Origin of the sequence: Sinorhizobium fredii NGR234, assembly GCF_000018545.1 — a bacterium.
In the GTDB taxonomy this organism is placed as follows: Bacteria; Pseudomonadota; Alphaproteobacteria; order Rhizobiales; family Rhizobiaceae; genus Sinorhizobium; species Sinorhizobium fredii_A.
The window spans coordinates 3,725,077-3,744,323 of record NC_012587.1; the positions used below are offsets into that span (position 1 = coordinate 3,725,077).

Annotated in this window: 10 protein-coding genes and 1 pseudogene; 4 read left to right on the forward strand and 7 right to left on the reverse strand. The window is 64.2% G+C overall.

The features are described 5' to 3' along the window. Positions 1 to 189: 189 nt before the first annotated feature. Positions 190 to 1,581, reverse strand: a complete 1,392-nt coding sequence (locus NGR_RS28680; RefSeq protein WP_012709982.1) for a M20/M25/M40 family metallo-hydrolase — start codon at positions 1,579 to 1,581, stop codon at positions 190 to 192. Between the two features lie 117 nt (positions 1,582 to 1,698). Further along, positions 1,699 to 2,142 (reverse strand): MarR family winged helix-turn-helix transcriptional regulator, encoded by a 444-nt coding sequence (locus NGR_RS28685; protein WP_164924694.1) that lies wholly within the window; start codon positions 2,140 to 2,142, stop codon positions 1,699 to 1,701. A 440-nt stretch (positions 2,143 to 2,582) separates the two neighbouring features. Between NGR_RS28685 and polA the strand changes: the two genes are divergently transcribed. Continuing rightward, complete coding sequence (gene polA, locus NGR_RS28690) at positions 2,583 to 5,597, forward strand: DNA polymerase I (RefSeq protein ID WP_164924554.1); 3,015 nt, start codon at positions 2,583 to 2,585, stop codon at positions 5,595 to 5,597. A 183-nt stretch (positions 5,598 to 5,780) separates the two neighbouring features. Here polA and NGR_RS28695 read toward each other — a convergent pair whose 3' ends face one another. Next, on the reverse strand, positions 5,781 to 6,797 hold the full coding sequence (locus NGR_RS28695; protein WP_012709985.1) for a chemotaxis protein CheB: 1,017 nt from the start codon (positions 6,795 to 6,797) through the stop codon (positions 5,781 to 5,783). 299 nt (positions 6,798 to 7,096) lie between these two features. On the opposite strand from NGR_RS28695, the pseudogene NGR_RS28700 reads away from it, so the two are divergent. Together NGR_RS28700 and NGR_RS28705 are read left to right on the forward strand one after the other, a co-directional pair. Then, positions 7,097 to 10,590, forward strand: a pseudogene (locus NGR_RS28700) (chemotaxis protein CheB). Further along, a complete protein-coding gene (locus NGR_RS28705; protein WP_012709988.1) occupies positions 10,574 to 10,960 on the forward strand; it encodes a response regulator in 387 nt (128 codons plus the stop codon). The pseudogene NGR_RS28700 and the gene NGR_RS28705 overlap by 17 nt, the downstream one beginning before the upstream one ends. 23 nt (positions 10,961 to 10,983) lie before the next feature. On the opposite strand, the gene NGR_RS28710 is transcribed toward NGR_RS28705, so the two are convergent. The 3 genes from NGR_RS28710 to NGR_RS28720 all read right to left on the reverse strand — a co-directional run bounded on the left by NGR_RS28710 (position 10,984) and on the right by NGR_RS28720 (position 16,128). After that, positions 10,984 to 11,616 (reverse strand): TetR family transcriptional regulator, encoded by a 633-nt coding sequence (locus tag NGR_RS28710; RefSeq protein ID WP_012709989.1) that lies wholly within the window; start codon positions 11,614 to 11,616, stop codon positions 10,984 to 10,986. Between the two features lie 152 nt (positions 11,617 to 11,768). Further along, positions 11,769 to 14,915: an efflux RND transporter permease subunit gene (locus NGR_RS28715; protein ID WP_012709990.1), complete on the reverse strand. Its 3,147-nt coding sequence runs from the start codon at positions 14,913 to 14,915 to the stop codon at positions 11,769 to 11,771. 10 nt (positions 14,916 to 14,925) lie between these two features. After that, a complete protein-coding gene (locus NGR_RS28720) occupies positions 14,926 to 16,128 on the reverse strand; it encodes an efflux RND transporter periplasmic adaptor subunit (protein ID WP_012709991.1) in 1,203 nt (400 codons plus the stop codon). Between the two features lie 507 nt (positions 16,129 to 16,635). Here NGR_RS28720 and NGR_RS28725 point away from each other — a divergent pair. Further along, positions 16,636 to 18,018, forward strand: a complete 1,383-nt coding sequence (locus tag NGR_RS28725; RefSeq protein ID WP_012706579.1) for an IS1380-like element ISRsp7 family transposase — start codon at positions 16,636 to 16,638, stop codon at positions 18,016 to 18,018. A gap of 218 nt (positions 18,019 to 18,236) precedes the next feature. On the opposite strand, the gene NGR_RS28730 is transcribed toward NGR_RS28725, so the two are convergent. Continuing rightward, positions 18,237 to 19,247, reverse strand: coding sequence for an ABC transporter ATP-binding protein (locus tag NGR_RS28730; protein ID WP_012709994.1), 1,011 nt, complete (start codon positions 19,245 to 19,247; stop codon positions 18,237 to 18,239).

Below are 19,247 nucleotides of genomic sequence, written 5' to 3' on the forward strand. Positions count from 1 at the left end.
TCGATACTCGCCCTTGCCAACGGCCCGTTCCCATTCCGTGCGTTTTCAAAAAGGGAAGCATCCCGCAGCGGTGAGGTCAAGCAGCGATGACCGTTAGAGCCATGAAAAGGCTTCAATCTTCCCGGCCGACGCCTACAGCGACCTTTGTGCGTCTGAAAAGACGCACGGCGCTGTAGGTCCCGAGCGATTTCAATCGGCAAGCGCGTCCAGGATGCGGATCCACGAACGGATGCCCTTGTGGAAGGACGTCAGCTCGTATTTCTCGTTGGGCGAGTGAATACGGTCGTCGGCAAGACCGAAGCCGACGAGCAGCGATTCCATGCCGAGCATCTTCTGGAAATCGCCGACGATCGGGATCGAGCCGCCCATGCCGATGACGATCGCCGGTTTCGGCCATTCGTCCGAGAGCGCCGCCTTGGCGGTGGTCAGAAGCGCCGAATCGTAAGGCAGATGGATAGCCGGCGAAGCACCATGGGCGTGGAACTCGACCGAGCAGTCGGCCGGGATCTTCGAGCGCACATAGGCGCGGAAGCTGTCGCGGATTTTCGCCGGGTCCTGGTCGCCGACGAGGCGGAAGGAGACCTTGGCGGAGGCCTGTGCGGCGATCACCGTCTTGAAGCCTTCGCCGGTATAGCCGCCGGTGATGCCGTTGACCTCCGCGGTGGGACGCGCCCAGGTCAGTTCCAGCACCGAGCGGCCCTTCTCGCCGGCGGGTATCGAAAGCCCGACATCGCCGAGGAACTTCTCGGCGGTCCGGCCGAGCGTCTCCCAGCTTGCCTTGATCTCGGTGGGCGTCTCCTCGACGCCATCGTAGAAATTGTCGAGCCTCACCCGGCCGGTCTCGTCGTGAAGCCCGGCCAGGATGCTGGTGAGGATATGGATCGGATTTGCCGCCGCCCCGCCGAAAAGGCCGGAATGCAGGTCGCGGTCGGCCGCCGTGACGATGATTTCCTCGCCGACGAGGCCGCGCAGGCCGGCCGAGATCGCCGGCGTCTCGTGGTCCCACATGCCGGTGTCGCAGATCAGCGCATAGTCGGCCTTGAGCTCGGCGGCATTCGCTTCGAGGAAGGGCTTCAGCGACGGCGAGCCGGACTCCTCTTCGCCTTCGAAGAGAATGGTGATGCGGCAGGGAAGTGCCTCATGCGTCTCCTTGTAGGCCCGCACCGCCTCGACGAAAGTCATCAGCTGCCCCTTGTCGTCGGAGGTGCCGCGGCCGGTGATCACTTTCCGGCCAGGCTCGAGCTCCTTGATCGCCGGTTCGAACGGAAGCGCGTCCCAGAGGTTCAGGGGATCGACCGGCTGCACGTCGTAGTGACCGTAAAAGAGCAAGTGGGGCGCGCTGGCCTTTTCGGCGGCATGATGGGCAACCACCATCGGATGGCCGGGCGTGTCGCGTAGCGAGGCTTCGAAGCCGAGGGCTTTGAGTTCAGCCACCAGCCATTCGGCCGCCTTGCGGCACTCGGCCTTGTAGGCCGGGTCGGTGGAAATGGACTGGATGCGGACGAGATCGAAAAGCCGCTCGAGGCTTGCGGGAAGGTTTGCGTCGGCGCGCTCGAGCACGGGAGTGATGTCTGCCATCATGCGAATCCTTTGTGGGTTTCGCGGGCGAAACTAGAGCCTAAAGCCGGCGGCTTTAAGCAAAATCTTTTGATGCAACGATAAAGTGCGTCTGAACAGACGCACTGCGCTGTATGGCAATCAGGAAGGCTCGCCGCCGCGTGCCGCATTGGCGAGCGCCATGCGCATATATTCGAGCATGAGCTCCTTCTCGAAGCGCCGGAAGCCTGAGAGCAGCGATTGCTCCGCCGCCTGCGCTGCCTCCTTGGCCGCCGCTTCCATGTCCCGGGCCCGTTCCGTCAGGAAGATCTGCTGCGAGCGCTTGTCGTTCGGGTGCTGGCGGCGCACGACGAGGCCGTCGCGCTCCATGCGGGAGAGCGTGTTGGCCATCGTCGCCTGTTCGATGTCGAGGCGGTCGAGCAACTGTTTCTGGGTCAGCCCGTCCTCGCCCCAGAGTTCAAGCAGCACGGGAAATTGCCCGGGGGCGAAGCCGAGCTTCTGGGCCCGCTCCTGCAGGGCGCGCGAGAAGCTTCTTGCCAGCAGGCTGGCCAGATAGGTCGCCGAGTCCATCCGATTGAAGGCCATGGCCCATGCGTAGGCCCGAATCGGCATGAAGACAAGTTCCAATGCAGGCGATGGATTGGCAGGGGATTGGATCATCATGCAAACAAAAACCGCTACGGCGCGGAGGCGGCGCCGTAGCGGCTTCGTGAAAGCGGGACAAAGGCCCGGAGAGGGGGATGAGGCCTTTGTCCACATCTGGTGCGGGCGGGGGACAGGCCAATCACCAGACGACGGCATCGTTTGAGTGCCGCTCACCCTGATTTGAGGATTTAAATGTGGCTTTTCAAGGATTGCCCGGCCGACTCGCACATTACAAATGCGTAACGTTTCCGTGAGGGATAAAGACCCGCAAAATGCTGGGCGCGAGGAGCGGAAGCCGGCTTGGAAATGGGCATCGCGGCCAAACTTTGCAAGCAAAACCGCGATGGACCTTTGTCTCCCCCCGCGCTATCCATGGCCGCATGAAAAACGGTGATCATCTCTTCCTCGTCGACGGCTCGGGCTTCATCTTCCGGGCGTTCCACGCCATCCCGCCGCTCAACCGCAAGTCGGACGGACTTCCGGTCAATGCGGTGGCCGGCTTCTGCAACATGCTCTGGAAGCTTCTGACCGATGCGCGCGACACTTCGGTCGGGGTGACGCCGACGCATTTCGCGGTGATCTTCGACTATTCCTCGAAGACCTTCCGCAATGCGCTCTACGACCAGTACAAAGCGAACCGCACGGCGCCGCCGGAAGACCTGATCCCGCAATTCGGGCTGATCCGCCACGCCACCCGCGCCTTCAACCTGCCCTGTATCGAGAAGGAGGGCTATGAGGCCGACGACCTGATCGCCACCTATGCGCGGCTGGCCGAGGAGGCGGGCGCCGGCGTCACCATCGTTTCGTCCGACAAGGACCTCATGCAATTGGTCACCCCCAATGTGTCGATGTACGACAGCATGAAGGACAAGCAGATCGCCATTCCCGACGTGATCGAGAAATGGGGCGTGCCGCCCGAGAAGATGATCGATCTCCAGGCGATGACCGGCGATTCGACCGACAACGTGCCGGGCATTCCGGGCATCGGCCCGAAGACCGCGGCGCAGCTCCTCGAAGAGTATGGCGACCTCGACACGCTGCTTTCGCGGGCCGGCGAGATCAAGCAGCAGAAGCGGCGCGAGGCGATCATCGCCAATGCCGAGCTGGCGCGCCTGTCGCGCGAGCTCGTCACCCTGAAGAAGGACACGCCGCTCGACGTGCCGCTCGAGGATCTGCGGCTCGATTCGCAGGATGGTCCGAAGCTCATCGCCTTCCTGAAGACGATGGAATTCACCACGCTGACGCGCCGCGTCGCGGCGGCGACCGATACGGATGCGGAAGCGGTCGAGCCGGCGCCTGTGCCGGTCGAATGGGGTGCCGCCGCGCACGGGCCGGATCTCGACGTCGGGGAGGCCGCCGGACCGCCGCCGACACCGGCCTCGTCGAGTGCCGCGCCGCCGCGCGGCAATGCCGCCAAGGCGGCGGTTTCCTTCCTGACCGGCAAGGGCGACGCGGATGCCACCGGCGCCACGCCGCAGGGGCTGGCGCAGGCGCGCGCCGAGCATTTCGCCAAGGCACCGTTCGACCATTCGGCCTATGCGACGATCCGCGATCTCGCGACCCTCGACCGCTGGATCGCGGAGGCGCGCGAAGCGGGCCTCTTCGGCTTCGATACGGAGACGACGTCCCTCGATCCGATGCGGGCCGACCTCTGCGGCGTCTCGCTGGCGATCGCCGACTACAGCAACGATCCCATGGGCGGCACCATCCGCGCCGCCTATGTGCCGCTGATTCACAAGAACGGCGTCGGCGACCTCCTGGGTGGCGGCCTGGTGGAAAACCAGGTGCCGATGCGCGAGGCGCTAAGCCGGCTAAAGAACCTGCTTGAAGACCCGTCCGTGCTGAAGGTCGCCCAGAACCTGAAATACGACTATCTCGTCATGAAGCGGCACGGCATTGCCATGCAGAGCTTCGACGACACGATGCTGATGTCCTATGTGGTCGATGCCGGCAACGGCATGCACGGCATGGATTCGCTCTCGGAACGTTGGCTCGGCCACACGCCGATCCCCTACAAGGACATTGCCGGCACCGGCAAGGCGTCGGTGAGCTTCGACTTCGTCGACATCGACAAGGCGACCACCTATGCGGCCGAGGACGCCGACGTCACGCTCCGCCTCTGGCACGTCCTGAAGCCGCGGCTTGCCGCCAAGGGTCTGACGCGCGTTTATGAACGGCTCGAAAGGCCGCTGATCGCCGTGCTCGCGCATATGGAGGAGCGCGGCATCACCGTCGACCGGCAGATTCTCTCGCGCCTCTCCGGCGAGCTGGCGCAGGGGGCCGCGGCCCTCGAGGACGAGATCTATCGGCTGGCCGGCGAGACCTTCACCATCGGCTCGCCGAAGCAGCTCGGCGATATTCTGTTCGGTAAGATGGGCCTTCCCGGCGGATCGAAGACGAAGACCGGCCAATGGTCGACCTCCGCTTCGGTGCTCGAGGATCTCGCCGCCGTCGGCCACGAGCTGCCGCGCAAGATCGTCGACTGGCGGCAGCTCACCAAGCTCAAATCCACCTATACGGACGCGCTGCCGGGCTACGTTCACCCGGAGACGAAACGCGTTCACACCGGCTACGCGCTTGCCGCGACGACGACGGGGCGGCTTTCCTCGTCCGAGCCGAACCTGCAGAACATTCCGGTCCGCACCGCCGAGGGCCGCAGGATCCGCACCGCCTTCATCGCGACGCCCGGCCACAAGCTGGTCTCGGCCGACTACAGCCAGATCGAGCTCAGGGTGCTGGCCCATGTGGCGGACATCCCGCAGCTTCGCCAGGCTTTCGCCGACGGCGTCGACATTCACGCGATGACCGCGTCGGAAATGTTCGGCGTTCCGGTCGAAGGAATGCCGAGCGAGATCCGCCGCCGCGCCAAGGCGATCAATTTCGGCATCATCTACGGCATCTCCGCCTTCGGCCTTGCCAACCAGCTGTCGATCGAACGCTCGGAAGCCGGCGACTATATCAAGCGCTATTTCGAGCGCTTCCCCGGCATTCGCGACTACATGGAAAACACCAAGGCCTTCGCCCGCGAGCATGGCTATGTCGAGACGATCTTCGGCCGCCGCGCCCACTACCCGGATATCCGCTCCTCCAATCCGTCGATGCGGGCTTTCAACGAGCGTGCCTCGATCAACGCGCCGATCCAGGGCTCGGCCGCCGACATCATCCGCCGCGCCATGGTCAAGATGGAACCCGCGCTGGATGAGGCGAAGCTCGCCGCCCGCATGCTGCTGCAGGTGCACGATGAACTGATCTTCGAGGTCGAGGAAGGCGAGATCGAGCGCACCCTTCCGGTGATCGTTTCGGTGATGGAAAACGCGGCAATGCCGGCGCTCGACATGCGCGTGCCGCTGAAGGTCGATGCGCGTGCCGCGCAGAACTGGGACGAGGCGCACTAACGCTGACGGCCAGCGCAATTTGCTCCTCCCCACAGGGGACCCACAGGGGGGAGGGGCTTCAGAGCCCGCGGCAATCGCCTACCATTTCCGATCCTCGCGTCAGGCGTAAGGATCGAACATGAAGGTAAGACGGCGCCCGGCCGGATTAGCTCCTCCCATCTGTGGGGAGGGGTTTAGAGGTACCTACTCCGCATCCTCGACCTTTTCCGCGGCCGCGTTTTCGGACTTGCCGAGAATGGCGCGACGCAGAGTTTCGGCATGCTGGCGGCCTTCTTCGGCCCGTCTTCCGTTAGCGGCAGCCGCCGCGCCGAGACCGTTGCGGCGGGCATCGTCCGCCATCTTTTCGCTGAGAGTCACCCTTTCTTCGATGATCCGGAGCGCGACCCGCATCGCCTCGTCGACAGCGCCTTCCGAGTCGGCCACCAGTGTCTCGGACGTATAGGCATGCCCGACCTGACACCGGAACCTGAGCGGCGGCCGGGCCTTGATCTGTGACAGTACGCCGCCGCAGGCCGGGCACGATAATGGCACGGCATCGGCAATCTCCGCGAGAGTGGCCGAATCGATCTTTCGACCGAGGGCGATGTCGATTTCCAGCGTGATGTCGGGAGGGATCGCGACCGGCAGACCGGCCTCCTCCCTCGTAAGCTGGCAAAGCAGCGCCGGCAGGTCGGCGAGCGGAGCGCGATAATCGACTTCGCTGGCCTTCAAAGCGCCGATCGGCATGTCCGACGCGACCGCGTCGCTCGGATTCTGCACGACCGTCACGCTGCCGCATTGCTTTGCGTCGGCGAGACCGGCCGCCCCGTCATTCAGCATCCCGGTCAGAACGACCGCGATTGCCCGCGGCCCGTAATGTGCGCCGACAGAGCGGAACAGCGGATCGATGGCTGGCCGGGACAGGTTTTCGCGTGGGCCACGACCCAGGTGGATGACGTCGTCGATGACGAGCAGATGGTGGTCCGCGGGGGCAACATAAACGTGGCCGCGTTGAACGCGCTCGCCGTCGATCGCGGTGGTGACAGGCAGGTGGGCGCCATGGCCGAGGACATCGGCGAGCAGGTCGTTTCCACGCACACCGACATGGATGACGACAAAAAGGACGGCAGGAAAGTCGGGAGGAAGACCGCGAAGCAGATGCTTCATCGCACCGACCGCTCCCATCGACCCCCCGATGGCTATTACGTCGCGGTGGCCCATGACATCTCCGTTCCACCTACAACGCGCCGCGACCCAATTAGTTCGACGCGGCACCGGGCCGTCCTTCGGGGCGCTTTTTTGAGCATACGGCGACAAGGGGCGGAGAAATAAAGCAAAATTTCCCGGGCACGCTCTTGGCCGTGGAACATCGCCTGCTATAAGATCGCTGGGCCGGAGGGTCGAGTTCGGTGTAAAATGTCCGCCTCTTCGGCGACTATATTTCGCCAGGAATCCCGGCAGACTCAGCGCGCCTGAACAGCGCTCGCGGCCGCCCAGAGATATGTCAGGGAGGCAAGAGCATGGATCAGCATTCAGATCCGCCGATTGTCGGAATCGGAGCTTCGGCAGGGGGCGTTCAGGCACTCCAGACCTTCTTTGCCAGCATCCCAACCGACACCGACGCGGCTTTCGTCGTCATCGTTCACCTCGATCCGGATGCCAGGAGCGAGCTCGCCAGTATTCTGGCCTCGCGGACGCAAATGCCGGTCACGCAAGTGGATGACGAAGCCCGGCTGGAAGGCAATCACGTCTACGTGATTGCGCCGAACCGTCGGCTGAAGATTGCCGACGGCACCATCGCGGCGCTTCCCTTCGAGGAATCGCGGGCGCATCGCGCGCCGATCGATCTGTTTTTTCGGTCGCTTGCCGAACAGCAGGGTAGCGGGTTCGCGATCGTTCTCACCGGTGCAGGCGCCGATGGCGCCATCGGCGTCAAGGCGATCAAGGAGGCGGGCGGCATCGTCCTCGTCCAGGATCCGAGCGAGGCGGAATATGCCTCCATGCCCCGCAGTGCCATCGCCACCGAGGTTGCGGATTTCGTCCTGCCCATTCGCGAGCTCACCGATCAGCTGGCGGAACTGCTGGCGAGCCCCGCCAACCTGGTCTCGCCCCTTATACGCCCGAACGACGAGGATACGCTCGGCCGGATCCTGGCCCATGTGCGCGTCCGCACGGGGCACGATTTCTCGCAATACAAGCGTGCGACGATCCTGCGCCGAATCAGCAGGCGTGCGCAGGTGACAAGGAAGGAATCGCTTCCGGAATATTACGCCTATCTGCGCGACAACGTGGAGGAGGCGCAGGCGCTCTTCAGCGACTTCCTGATTTTTCGGTCACCACCTTCTTTCGCGATCCGGCAGCATTCAAGTCATTGGCCGAAAACGTCATACCGCAACTGTTCAACGGCGATGCGGCGGGCGACAGCATCCGGGTCTGGGTGCCCGGCTGCGCCACCGGCGAGGAGACCTACACGATCGGTATCCTTCTGCTCGAGGAGGCGGCGCGTCGTGATCTCGCGCCGGAAATCCAGGTCTTCGGCTCCGATCTCGACGTCGGTGCGCTCGCGATAGCCCGTGAGGGGCGGTATCCGGCAACGATTGAAAGCGATCTGTCGGAGGAACGGCTGCGTCGGTTCTTCCAGCGGGAGGGTGAACACTACCGCGTGCGCCGCGAACTGCGTGACGTGGTGCTCTTCGCCAGCCACAGCCTGCTGAGAGACCCGCCCTTCTCGCATCTCGACATGATTTCCTGCCGCAACCTGCTGATCTATCTCGACCGGCAGCTCCAGCAGCAGGTTTGCAGCACCTTCCACTATGCGCTCAATCCTGGCGGCGTCCTGTTCCTCGGTTCGTCGGAAAGCGCCGACCATCCCGCAGGGCTTTTCCGCACTGTGGATCGCGAGGCGCGTATCTACAGGTCCGTGGCAGGCACCGGCGAGCGGCGCCCGGCGCTGCCCGTGCTGCTCGGACCGAACCAGGCAGCGGAAAGGGCACCGGTGCTCGCCCGGCCGCAATCGCTGGCCAGCAGCGTCAGCGATGCGGCCCTGCATCGCCAGATGCTCGAGAAGATCGCGCCGCCTAGCATGCTCATCGATGAAAGCCATCGGGCCATCCATCTTTCCGAGAATGCCGGCCGCTTCCTGAGACCCTCGGGCGGCCCGGTCAGCACGGACGCGACGGATCTCGTGCGCGAGGAATTTCGCTTCGACCTGAGGGCGGCACTGCATCGCGCCTTCGAGCGCAACGAGGCAACGCTGAGCATGCCGATCCTCGCGCAACTCGACGGGCAGCCACACCGTGTCTACTTGCAAGTCAAACCGGTTCTGCAGGGGAGTGACCCGACCCGCCACGCGCTGGTGCTGTTCATCGAAGGCGAGGCGGTCGACAAGTCGGCGGAGATGACCTCCGAGACGCTTGATGGGCGCCCCGCGACGAACCAGACCATTCGGCAACTGCAGGAGGAACTGCAACTCGCGCAGAATCGGCTTCGGGTGACGCGGGAAGAGTCGGAGGCCGCCAACGAGGAACTGCGTGCCGCCAACGAGGAACTCCAGTCGATGAACGAGGAATATCGTTCGACGGCGGAAGAGCTCGAAACGAGCAAGGAGGAATTGCAGTCGATCAACGAGGAACTGCAGACCGTCAACAACGAGCTCAAGCTGAAGCTTGAAAGCGTGTCGCGCGCCCACAGCGACCTGCAGAACCTGATGGCCGCGACCGATGTCGCGACGCTCTTTCTCAACCCTTCGCTGCGCATCAAGCGCCTCACCCCGCGCCTGATGGAAATCTTCAACGTCACGATGAACGACGAGGGGCGGCCGATCACCGACTTCACCCACCAACTCGAATATGAGGGTTTGGCAGAAGACGCGGATTCGGTCCTGGAACACCTCACGCCGATCGAACGGGAGGTGAAGAGCCGTCGTGACGGCTGGTATCTGGTCCGCATGCGTCCCTATCGCACCATAGACGACAAGATCGATGGCGTTGTGGTGACCTTCGTCGACATTACCGAGCGTCGGCATGCCGAGGTGGCGGCCAAGGAAAGCGCACAGCGCCTCGACCAGGAAACGCGGCTCGTGGAGCTGTCGCGCTCGCCGATCTTCGTCTGGGACTTCGACGACGGCATCAAGCAGTGGAACCGCGGCAGCGAGGAGCTCTACGGCTATTCGCGCGAGGAAGCGGTCGGAAAGCAGAAGGAAGACCTGCTCAAGACCACCGTCCCCGGTTCTTCGTTCGAGAAACTCAGGCAGGTGCTCCTCGAAAAGGGCCGCTGGAGCGGCGAATTGCACCACACGACGAAAGACGGCCACGTGCTGACGGTCGAGAGCCAGATCGAGCTCGTGCCGCTCGGGGATCGGCGCCTCGTTCTCGAAAGCACGCGCGATGTCACCGACCGCAAGCGCTGGGAGAAGCGCCGGCAACTCTTGGTCAACGAGCTCAGCCATCGGGTAAAGAATACGCTTGCGGTCGTCCAGTCGCTGGCGCGGCAGACGCTGCGCACCACCGATTCCGGCGAGGATTTCGTCGAGCGCTTCGATGGCCGCCTGGCGGCGCTGGCAGGTGCCCACAAGCTGCTTGTCGAATCGGAATGGGCCGGCGCGGAGCTTGGAGCCTTGGCGTTCGACCAGCTTCGTGCCTATTCCGGCGGCGACCCGGGGCGGCTGCAGTTCGAGGGCGACCGGGTCTTGCTGTCTCCCGACATCGCCACGCCCTTCGGCCTTGTTCTCCATGAACTTGCGACCAATGCGGCAAAATACGGCGCATTCTCTACGTCCAACGGACAGGTTGGGTTGCGTTGGAAATTGGGGAACAATGGGAGGCGACTGACCGTTACTTGGACAGAGCGCGGTGGTCCGCCGGTCCAGCCGCCCGGGGCGCAGGGCTTCGGCGGCGTGCTCATCGAAAAGAGCCTGCCGGGGGCCAAGGTGCATCGCGATTTTCAGCCGGATGGCGTCGTCTGCACGATCGACATCGAGCTTCCGGAGTTCCCGCAAAATGGAGCGGAAAGCTAACGAGAACCAACTTCTTTGCGGCGCCAGGGTGCTGATCGCCGAAGACGAGGTTCTGATAGCGCTCGACATCGAAGCTGCCTTCCGGGATGCCGGCGCAGAGGTTCTCAGCCCATGCATGACGTTGTCGGCCGCATTGGACGCAGCCAGGAACGAAGCGGTTTCCCTGGCGGTGCTCGACGTGCGTCTCGGGAGAGAAACGACCGAGGACGTCAGCGACGTGCTCGCCGAGCGCGGCATCCCCTTCCTGTTCTATAGCGGCCAAAGGCTGCCTGCGGAAATGCAGGAGAAATGCCGCGACGCCGTCATGGTCGACAAGCCGGCCTCGCAACAGGATTTGGTCGACGCTGCCGCAAAGCTGCTGGCGGCTTAAACCGACCAACCCACGTCAAGCCTTCAGGCGACCGACACCGCAGGAATCGTCTGCCGGAAGCTTTCGAAGAGGCGCCTGAGAGCGTCGCGCCCCTCGGCGGCGAGATCGAAGCGGCGGCCGAAAATCAGCCAGTCGGTACAGAGTCCCATCATCATCCAGTGCAGGGCGCGCACGGCGGCAGCCGGTGTCCAGTTTTCCCGCAACTGCCCGCGCTCCAGGGCGCGGGCGAAGGCGAGTTCGAGCATGGCGGTGTGGCGCTCCTCCATCTCCTTCTGCCGGTCGAGCACGGTGGACATCTCGTTGTCATAGTCACAGCGGAGCATGATCGCGAGGATGCGCTGCCGCTGCTCGTCCGCGGCAAGCATATCGAGCCAGTCGCCGGTCGCTGCCTCGACGATCGCCAGCGTGTCGAAGGCTTCCGTCTCGATCTCGCGGGCGATCATGTCTTCCTGCGGCAGCGGCACCGCATCGTAGAGCGCCAGGAAAAGATCGGTCTTGTTGGCGAAGTGCCAGTAGATCGCGCCACGCGTCACGCCGGCTTCGCTTGCAACCTCATCGAGGGTCGTGCCCGAGACACCCTTCTTGTAGAAGACGCGCTCGGCGGCGCTCAGGATCTTCCTTCGGGTTTCCGCGGCATCGGCCTTGGTTCGGCGCATCGTTTTCTCCTTCCTACAGCGCCGTGCGTCTTATCAGACACGCAAAGGTCGCTGTAGCGCTTTAAAATCGCTGCCTGTTTCCTAAAATCGACGCCGATTTTAGGAAACAGGCGGAAGACGGCCCGCCGGGGAGGGCGGGCCGTTATTGCATGTTACTCGGCGGGCGTAGCGCTTTCGGATGCGGCCTGCGGTGTCGCCCCGGCCGCTTTTCTTCGTCCGAAGATCTTCATGACGAACACGAAAAACACCGGCACGAAGAAGATCGCCAGCACCGTCGCCGAGATCATCCCGCCCATGACGCCGGTGCCGATGGCGCGCTGGCTGCCGGAGCTTGCGCCGGTTGCGATCGCCAGCGGCAAGACGCCGAGCGTGAAGGCGAGCGAGGTCATCAGGATCGGCCGGAATCGCAAGTGCACGGCTTCGAGCGTCGCGTCGATCAGCGACTTTCCCTGTTCGCGCAGTTCCTTGGCGAACTCGATGATCAGGATGGCGTTCTTCGCCGAGAGCCCGATGATGGCGATCAGGCCGACCTTGAAATAGACGTCATTCGGCATGTCGCGCATCATCACCGCCAGCACCGCGCCGATGACGCCGAGCGGCACGACCATGATGACCGCGACCGGGATCGACCAGCTCTCGTAAAGCGCCGCCAGGCACAGGAAGACGAGCAGGCAGGAGAGCCCGATCAACAGCGGCGCCTGCGAGCCCGACTGGATTTCCTGCAGCGATTGCCCGGTCCACTCATAGCCGAAGCCCGGCGGGAGCTGGGCTACCAGCCGCTCCATCTCGGCGATCGCATCGCCCGAGGAATAGCCGGGCGCCGCCTCGCCGCTGATGCGCACCGCCGGGTAACCGTTATAGCCGACGGTCTGCGTCGGCGCCTTGACCCATTCGATATCCGCAAAGGCCGACAGCGGAACCATGCCGCCGTTCGAATTGCGGACATTGAGGTTCAGGAGATCGGCCGTCTGCATGCGTTGGCCCTCGTCGGCCTGCACCGTGACGCGCTGCATGCGGCCCGCATTCGGGAAGTCGTTGACATAGGAGGAGCCGAGATTGGTGGAGATCGTCGAGTTGATGTCGGCGAAGGTGACCCCGAAGGTGTTGGCCTTCTCGCGGTCGATGTTGACGCTGACCTGCGCCGCATCGGGCATCCCCTCGAAGCGGACGCCGGCCACCACCTTGCTTTGTGCGGCAAGGCCGAGAAGCTGGTCGCGCGCTTCGGCCAGTGCCGTTTCCCCGAGCCCGGCGCGATCCTGCAGGCGGAAGGAGAAGCCGCCGGTGGTGCCGAGGCCCTGAATCGCCGGCGGCGACAGCGCGAAGCTTATCGCGTCCTTGATCTGGCTCATCGCCATCGTCGCGCGGCCGGCGATCGACTGGGCGGCGTTGTCCGCATCCCGCTCGCTCCAGTCCTTGAGCGTCACGAAGGCCAGCCCCGCATTCTGGCCGGTGCCGAAGAAGGAGAAGCCGTTGATCGCCACGATCGTGTCGACCGCCTGCTCCTGGCCGAAGATGGACTCCGCCTGTTCGATGACCTCGGTCGTCCGGTTACCGGTGGCTTCGGACGGCAGCTGCATCATGACGATGACGAAGCCCTGGTCCTCGTCAGGCAGGAAGGACGACGGGAGCTGCATAAAGGCCCAGGCGAGGCCGCCGAGCAGCGCCAGGTAGATGATCATGAAGCGGCCGGCCCGCGTCACCAGGCGCCCGACCACGCCGGTATAGCCGCGCGACGTCCGGTCGAAGCTTCGATTGAACCAGCCGAAGAAGCCGCGCTTGGCGTGGTGGTGGCCCTTCGGGACCTGCTTCAGGAAGCTGGCGCAAAGCGCCGGCGTCAGCGACAGGGCAAGGAACGCCGAGAACAGGATCGAAACGACCATGGTGAGGCTGAACTGGCGATAGATTACGCCGACGGCGCCCGGGAAGAAGGCCATCGGAATGAACACCGAAGCGAGCACCAGCGTGATGCCGATGACCGCGCCGGTGATCTGCTTCATCGCCTTGCGGGTCGCCTCCTTCGGCGTCAGCCCTTCCTCCGACATGATGCGCTCGACGTTCTCGACGACGATGATCGCATCGTCGACGAGGATACCGATCGCCAGCACCATGCCGAACATGGTGAGCACGTTGATGGAGAAGCCCATCGCCAGCATGACCGCGCAGGTGCCGAGAAGCGCAACCGGCACGACCAGCGTCGGGATGATCGTGTAGCGGATGTTCTGCAGGAACAGGAACATCACCAGGAAGACCAGCGCGACGGCTTCGACCAGCGTCTCGACGACCTTCTGGATCGAGACGGCGACGAAGGGAGAGGTGTCATAGGGGATGGAATATTCGAGCCCCGGCGGGAAGAACTCGGCGAGTTCATCCATCCGCGCCTTGATCGCCTCCGAGGTCGAGATCGCATTGCCGCTCGGCGACAGCTGCACGGCGATGGCCGCCGAAGGCTTGCCGTTGAGCCGCGTCGAGAAGGAATAGCTCTCACCGCCGATCTCGATGCGGGCGACATCGCGCAGCCTGACGGCGGAGCCGTCGGCGTTCGCCCGAAGCACGATGGCGCCGAATTCCTCGGGCGAGGACAGCTGGCCCTTGATCACCACCGGGGCGCTGATCTGCTGGGTGATCGGATTCGGCTGGGCGCCGATCGAGCCCGAGGCGATCTGGGCGTTCTGCGCCTGGACCGCCGCGGTCACGTCGGCGGCGGTCAGGTTGAGGCCGAGCATCTTGTCCGGATCGAGCCAGACGCGCATCGAGCGCTCCGTCGCGAACATCTGGGCGCGGCCGACGCCCTGCACGCGCTGGATTTCGCTCAGGACGTTGCGGCTCAGATAATCGCCGAGGCCGATTGCGTCCATCGACCCGTCGGTGGAGGTGAGCGAGATGATCAGCAGGAAGCCGGAACCGGCCTCGTCCACTTGGACGCCCTGCTGCTTCACCGAGTCGGGCAGCCGCGGCTCGACGCGCTGCACCCGGTTCTGGATGTCGACGGAGGCCTGGCTGGGGTCGGTGCCCGGGGCGAAGGTGGCGTTGATCTCCACCGAGCCGGAGGCGCTCGAGGTCGATTCGAAGTAAAGCAGGCCTTCGACGCCGTTCAGCTCATCCTCGATCAGCCGCGTGACGCTCTGATACGTGTCCTGCGACGAGGCGCCGGGATAGGTGGTGTTGATCGAGATCTGCGGCGGCGCGACGTCCGGGTATTGCGACACGGGCAAGAGCGGAATCGCAATGATGCCGGCGACCATGATGAATATCGCCACCACCCAGGCAAAGATCGGCCTGTCTATGAAGAAACTGGGCATGGGTAGGCTCTCACTTCACTGCGGTAGCGGACTTGTCGCCGGCCGCGGCACTCTGTTGTTCGGTGTCGGGCTTGGCGCCCGGCTTCCAATCGGTGGGTTCGACCGGGGCACCGGGACCGATCTTCTGGAAGCCCTCGACGATGACCTTTTCGCCGGCCTTGAGACCGGCCGTCACCTGCCACCGCTCGCCGACAGTCCGGCCGAGCGTGACGTTGCGGAACTCGACCTTCTTGTCGGCGGTGACGACATAGACCTGTGACTGACCGGCGTTGTTGCGCTGCACGGCCTGCTGCGGAACGGTGATGGCGTCCTTCTCCAGCCCCTGCTGGATCTGCACGCGCACATACATGCCCGGCAGCAGATCGTTGTTGGGGTTGGGAAACTCGCCGCGCAGCGTCACCTGGCCGGTGGTCGCGTCGACGGCCGCCTCGGAGAAGAGCAGCCGGCCCTTCAGGCCATAGGGCGTGCCGTCATCGAGGATGAGCTGCACCTCTGCTTCGTTCTTGCCGCTGATCAGCTGGCCGTCCTGCAGCGCCTTGCGCAGCCGGATCAGGTCGGTCGCCGACTGGGTGAAGTCGGCATAGACGGGGTCGAGCTGCTGGATGGTTGCAAGGTTCTGTGTGTCGGTCGCGCTGACGAGCGCGCCCTCGGTGATCAGCGCCCGGCCGATGCGGCCGCTGATCGGCGCAGTCACATCGGCATATTGAAGATTGAGCTTCGCCTCGGCGAGACCGGCCTCGGCAATGCCGATATCGGCCTCGGCCTGGGCGAGCGTCGCAATCGCGTCGTCATACTGCTGAACGGCGGCGACCTGCGCTTCCTTCAGCCGCGACTGTCGGTCGGCGGTCTGCTTGGCCTGATCGCGCACGGCAATTGCCCGCTTCAGCGTCGCCGCGGCGCTGTCGACCTTGACCTGGAACGGCGCCGGGTCGATCCGGTAAAGCACGTCGCCTTCCTTGACCATCGTGCCCTGCTCGAACACCCGCTCCACCACGATGCCGGAAATGCGCGGCCGAACCTCGGCGATCCGCGTCGGCGTGATGCGGCCGGGAAGCTCGTTGGTGATCGGCAAGGGTTCCGCCGCCGTCGTGTAGACGGCGACCGCCGCCGGAGGGAAGGCCGGCGCGGCGGCCTGCTCTTCGTTCTTCTGGCAGCCGGCGAGAATGAGCACGGTTGCCAGCGAGGCGGCCAGTATCGGTCGGGTCATATGCATCGCAATGTCCAATATGCAAAGGACCGCCCGCGGCGTCTGCCGCGCGGTCCGTCAGGGAGATGAAGCGGTGCCGGAATCGGGGGGAAGATACCGGATAGCTAATATACAAACAGGAATGTATGTTAATTTCGGGCGGGGCGCAACCCCGGCTCGGTGCGGCGCGCCAAGGGTAGGAAAGCCATCAGTCGCAGTGCCTTTGGGCTTGTCGCTGCTTTCTGCTCACGCAGTTGTGATCGCCGATTGTGTTGGACTGCCCCTCATCCGCCTGCCGGCACCTTCTCCCCGCAAGCGGGGCGAAGGGACATGCCGCGCCGCTCAGGCCCTCTCCCCGTTGCGGACCGCAGAGAGGAAAAACGTGCCCGGATAGGTAGTGTGCCATCGGCGTCCCCTCTCCCCGCGTGCGGAGAGGGCTAGCCTGAATATCTCAAAGTAAGAGGTGCATCGGGCCCGCGAATCTGAGAAACTTCTTTTGCTACAAAGGGTTATCAGATTCGTTGAGGGGGTCCGATGCAAACACACTGTATCGCCGAGCAGCTCGAATTTGAAGGCTTCGACGGTCACAAAGTGGTCGCTGGTTTCGACGGCGGAGCGATCACCTCGGATGCCGGCGCCCTGCTGCTTCGCCATGTCGATGGGGTCATCGGACTGTTCGACCGGGTGGCCGCTTGCTTCGTTGATGACCGCGATCCGACGTGCACGGTCCACAGCGTGCGCACGCTGGTCGGGCAGCGCGTTGCGGCGATCGCGCTGGGCTACGAGGATGTCGATGACCACGACAGGCTGCGCCACGACCCGGTGCTCGCGCTTCTGTCGGAGCGGCTGACGCCGAAGCGGCAAGACTGTGCGGTGCTTGCCGGCAAATCCACCTTGAACCGGCTGGAGCACGGCCGTCTCGGCCAGCCGACGCGCTATCACAAGATCGCTTACGACAGGCAAGCGCTGGAAGCGCTGTTCATCGAGCTGTTCCTGGACGCGCACGACAGCCCGCCTGAGGAAATCGTGCTCGATCTCGACGCCACCGATGATCCGCTGCACGGTCACCAGGAGGGTCGGTTCTTTCACGGCTATTACAACTGCTATTGCTATCTGCCGCTGTACATCTTCTGCGGCCGCCACCTGCTTTCGGCCAAGCTACGGCGTTCGAACATCGACGCCAGCGCAGGCTCGGTCGCCGAAATCGATCGTATCATCGGGCAGATCCGCCAAAGCTGGCCAAACGTGCGCATCATCCTGCGCGCCGATTCCGGCTTCGCCCGCGACGAACTGATGGACTGGTGCGAGACCAACAAGGTCGACTATGTCTTTGGCCTTGCTCGCAACCCGCGGCTGGAAAGGCAAATCGCGCCGGCCATGGAGGAAGCAAGCCTGTTATCCCAGGCAAGCGCCCAGGCGACCCGCGTCTTCCGCGACTTCCTGTGGTCGACCAAGGACAGCTGGACACGACGACGGCGGGTCGTTGGAAAAGCGGAATGGACGCTGCTGGGCGCCAATCCGCGCTTCATCGTCACCTCCCTTAAGTCAGAGCGCTGGGCGGCACAGACGCTTTACGAGGATCTCTACTGCGCCCGCGGTGACATGGAGAACCGCATCAAAGAATGCCAGCTCGATCTCTACGCCGACCGCACCAGCGCCCACACCATGCACGCCAATCAACTGCGCCTCTGGTTCGCCTCGTTGGCCTACGTGCTGATCTGCGCCCTGCGCCGCCTTGGCCTTGCCCATACGCGGCTCGCCGAGGCGACCTGCGGCACCATCCGGCTGAAGCTGTTAAAGATCGGCGCCCAGGTCCGCGTCTCGGTGCGTCGCATCAAAATCGCGATGGCATCCGCCTGTCCCTATGCCGACGAATTTGCACTGGCACACGCCCGAATACGTGCCGCGGCCCGCTGATGCCGCCGGCCTGAAACCCTTCCGCAACCAGAACAGGAGACATCGCCGAACCCAGACCCGCCGCTCACAGTGGCGCCGACTCCGTTCGTCTTCGAAGCCGGAGCGCCAAACAGGCGTCCCGGCGGGCCGAGTTGCGCCACCGGCGCTAAAGGCGGTGAGAGAAGCGGGCTAGTCCTCGGGTTAAACCCGAGGAGAGGGGCGACATGCAGTGCTCCGCGCTACTGCCCGGAGTTGATCGCCCGGCCCTCGGAGTCGAAGCGGTGCACGCCGCCGATCACCGGGGTGGCGTGGACGACGTCGTCGGCCGCATAGCGGTGTTCGCCGAAGAGCCGCACCGTCAGCGGCCCGACCTCGTCGGATTCCAGATAGACGATGGTGTCGGCGCCGAGATGCTCGACATGGATCACCTTCGCCTTCCAGTTGCCGCCGTCGCGCGACAGGCCGATATGTTCGGGGCGGATACCGACGGTCTTGGCCTCGCCGTCGCCGAACCTGTCGCCGTCGATGAAATTCATCTGCGGCGAGCCGATGAAGCCGGCGACGAAGAGATTGGCGGGACGGTTATAGAGTTCCATCGGCGAGCCGACCTGCTCGATGCGGCCGCCGTTCAGGACGACGATCTTGTCGGCCAGCGTCATCGCCTCGACCTGGTCGTGCGTGACATAGATCATCGTCGCCTTGAGGCTGCGATGCAGCCGGGCGATTTCGAGGCGGGTGTTGACGCGCAACGCCGCGTCGAGGTTCGACAAGGGCTCGTCGAACAAAAAGAGTTTCGGCTCGCGCACGATGGCGCGGCCGATCGCTACGCGCTGCCGCTGGCCGCCGGAAAGTTCGGCCGGGCGGCGGGCGAGATAGGGTTCCAACGACAGCATGCCGGCCGCCTTGCCGACCTTCTCCTCGATCTCGGGCTTCGGCACGCCGGCCTGTTTCAGCCCCAGGCCCATATTGTCCTTCACCGTCAGGTGCGGATAGAGCGCATAGGACTGGAAGACCATGGCTATGCCGCGTTTGGCGGGCGCCACATGGCCGACTTCGACGCCGTCGATCTGCACGCTGCCGGAGGTCGCGTCCTCGAGGCCGGCAATGGTCCTGAGCAGGGTGGACTTTCCGCAGCCGGAGGGGCCGACGAAGATGACGAATTCGCCGTCCTTCACCTCGAGGTCGATGCCCTTCAGCACCTCATGGCCGCCATAGGCCTTGCGGATGGATTTGAGTTGCAGTGATCCCAC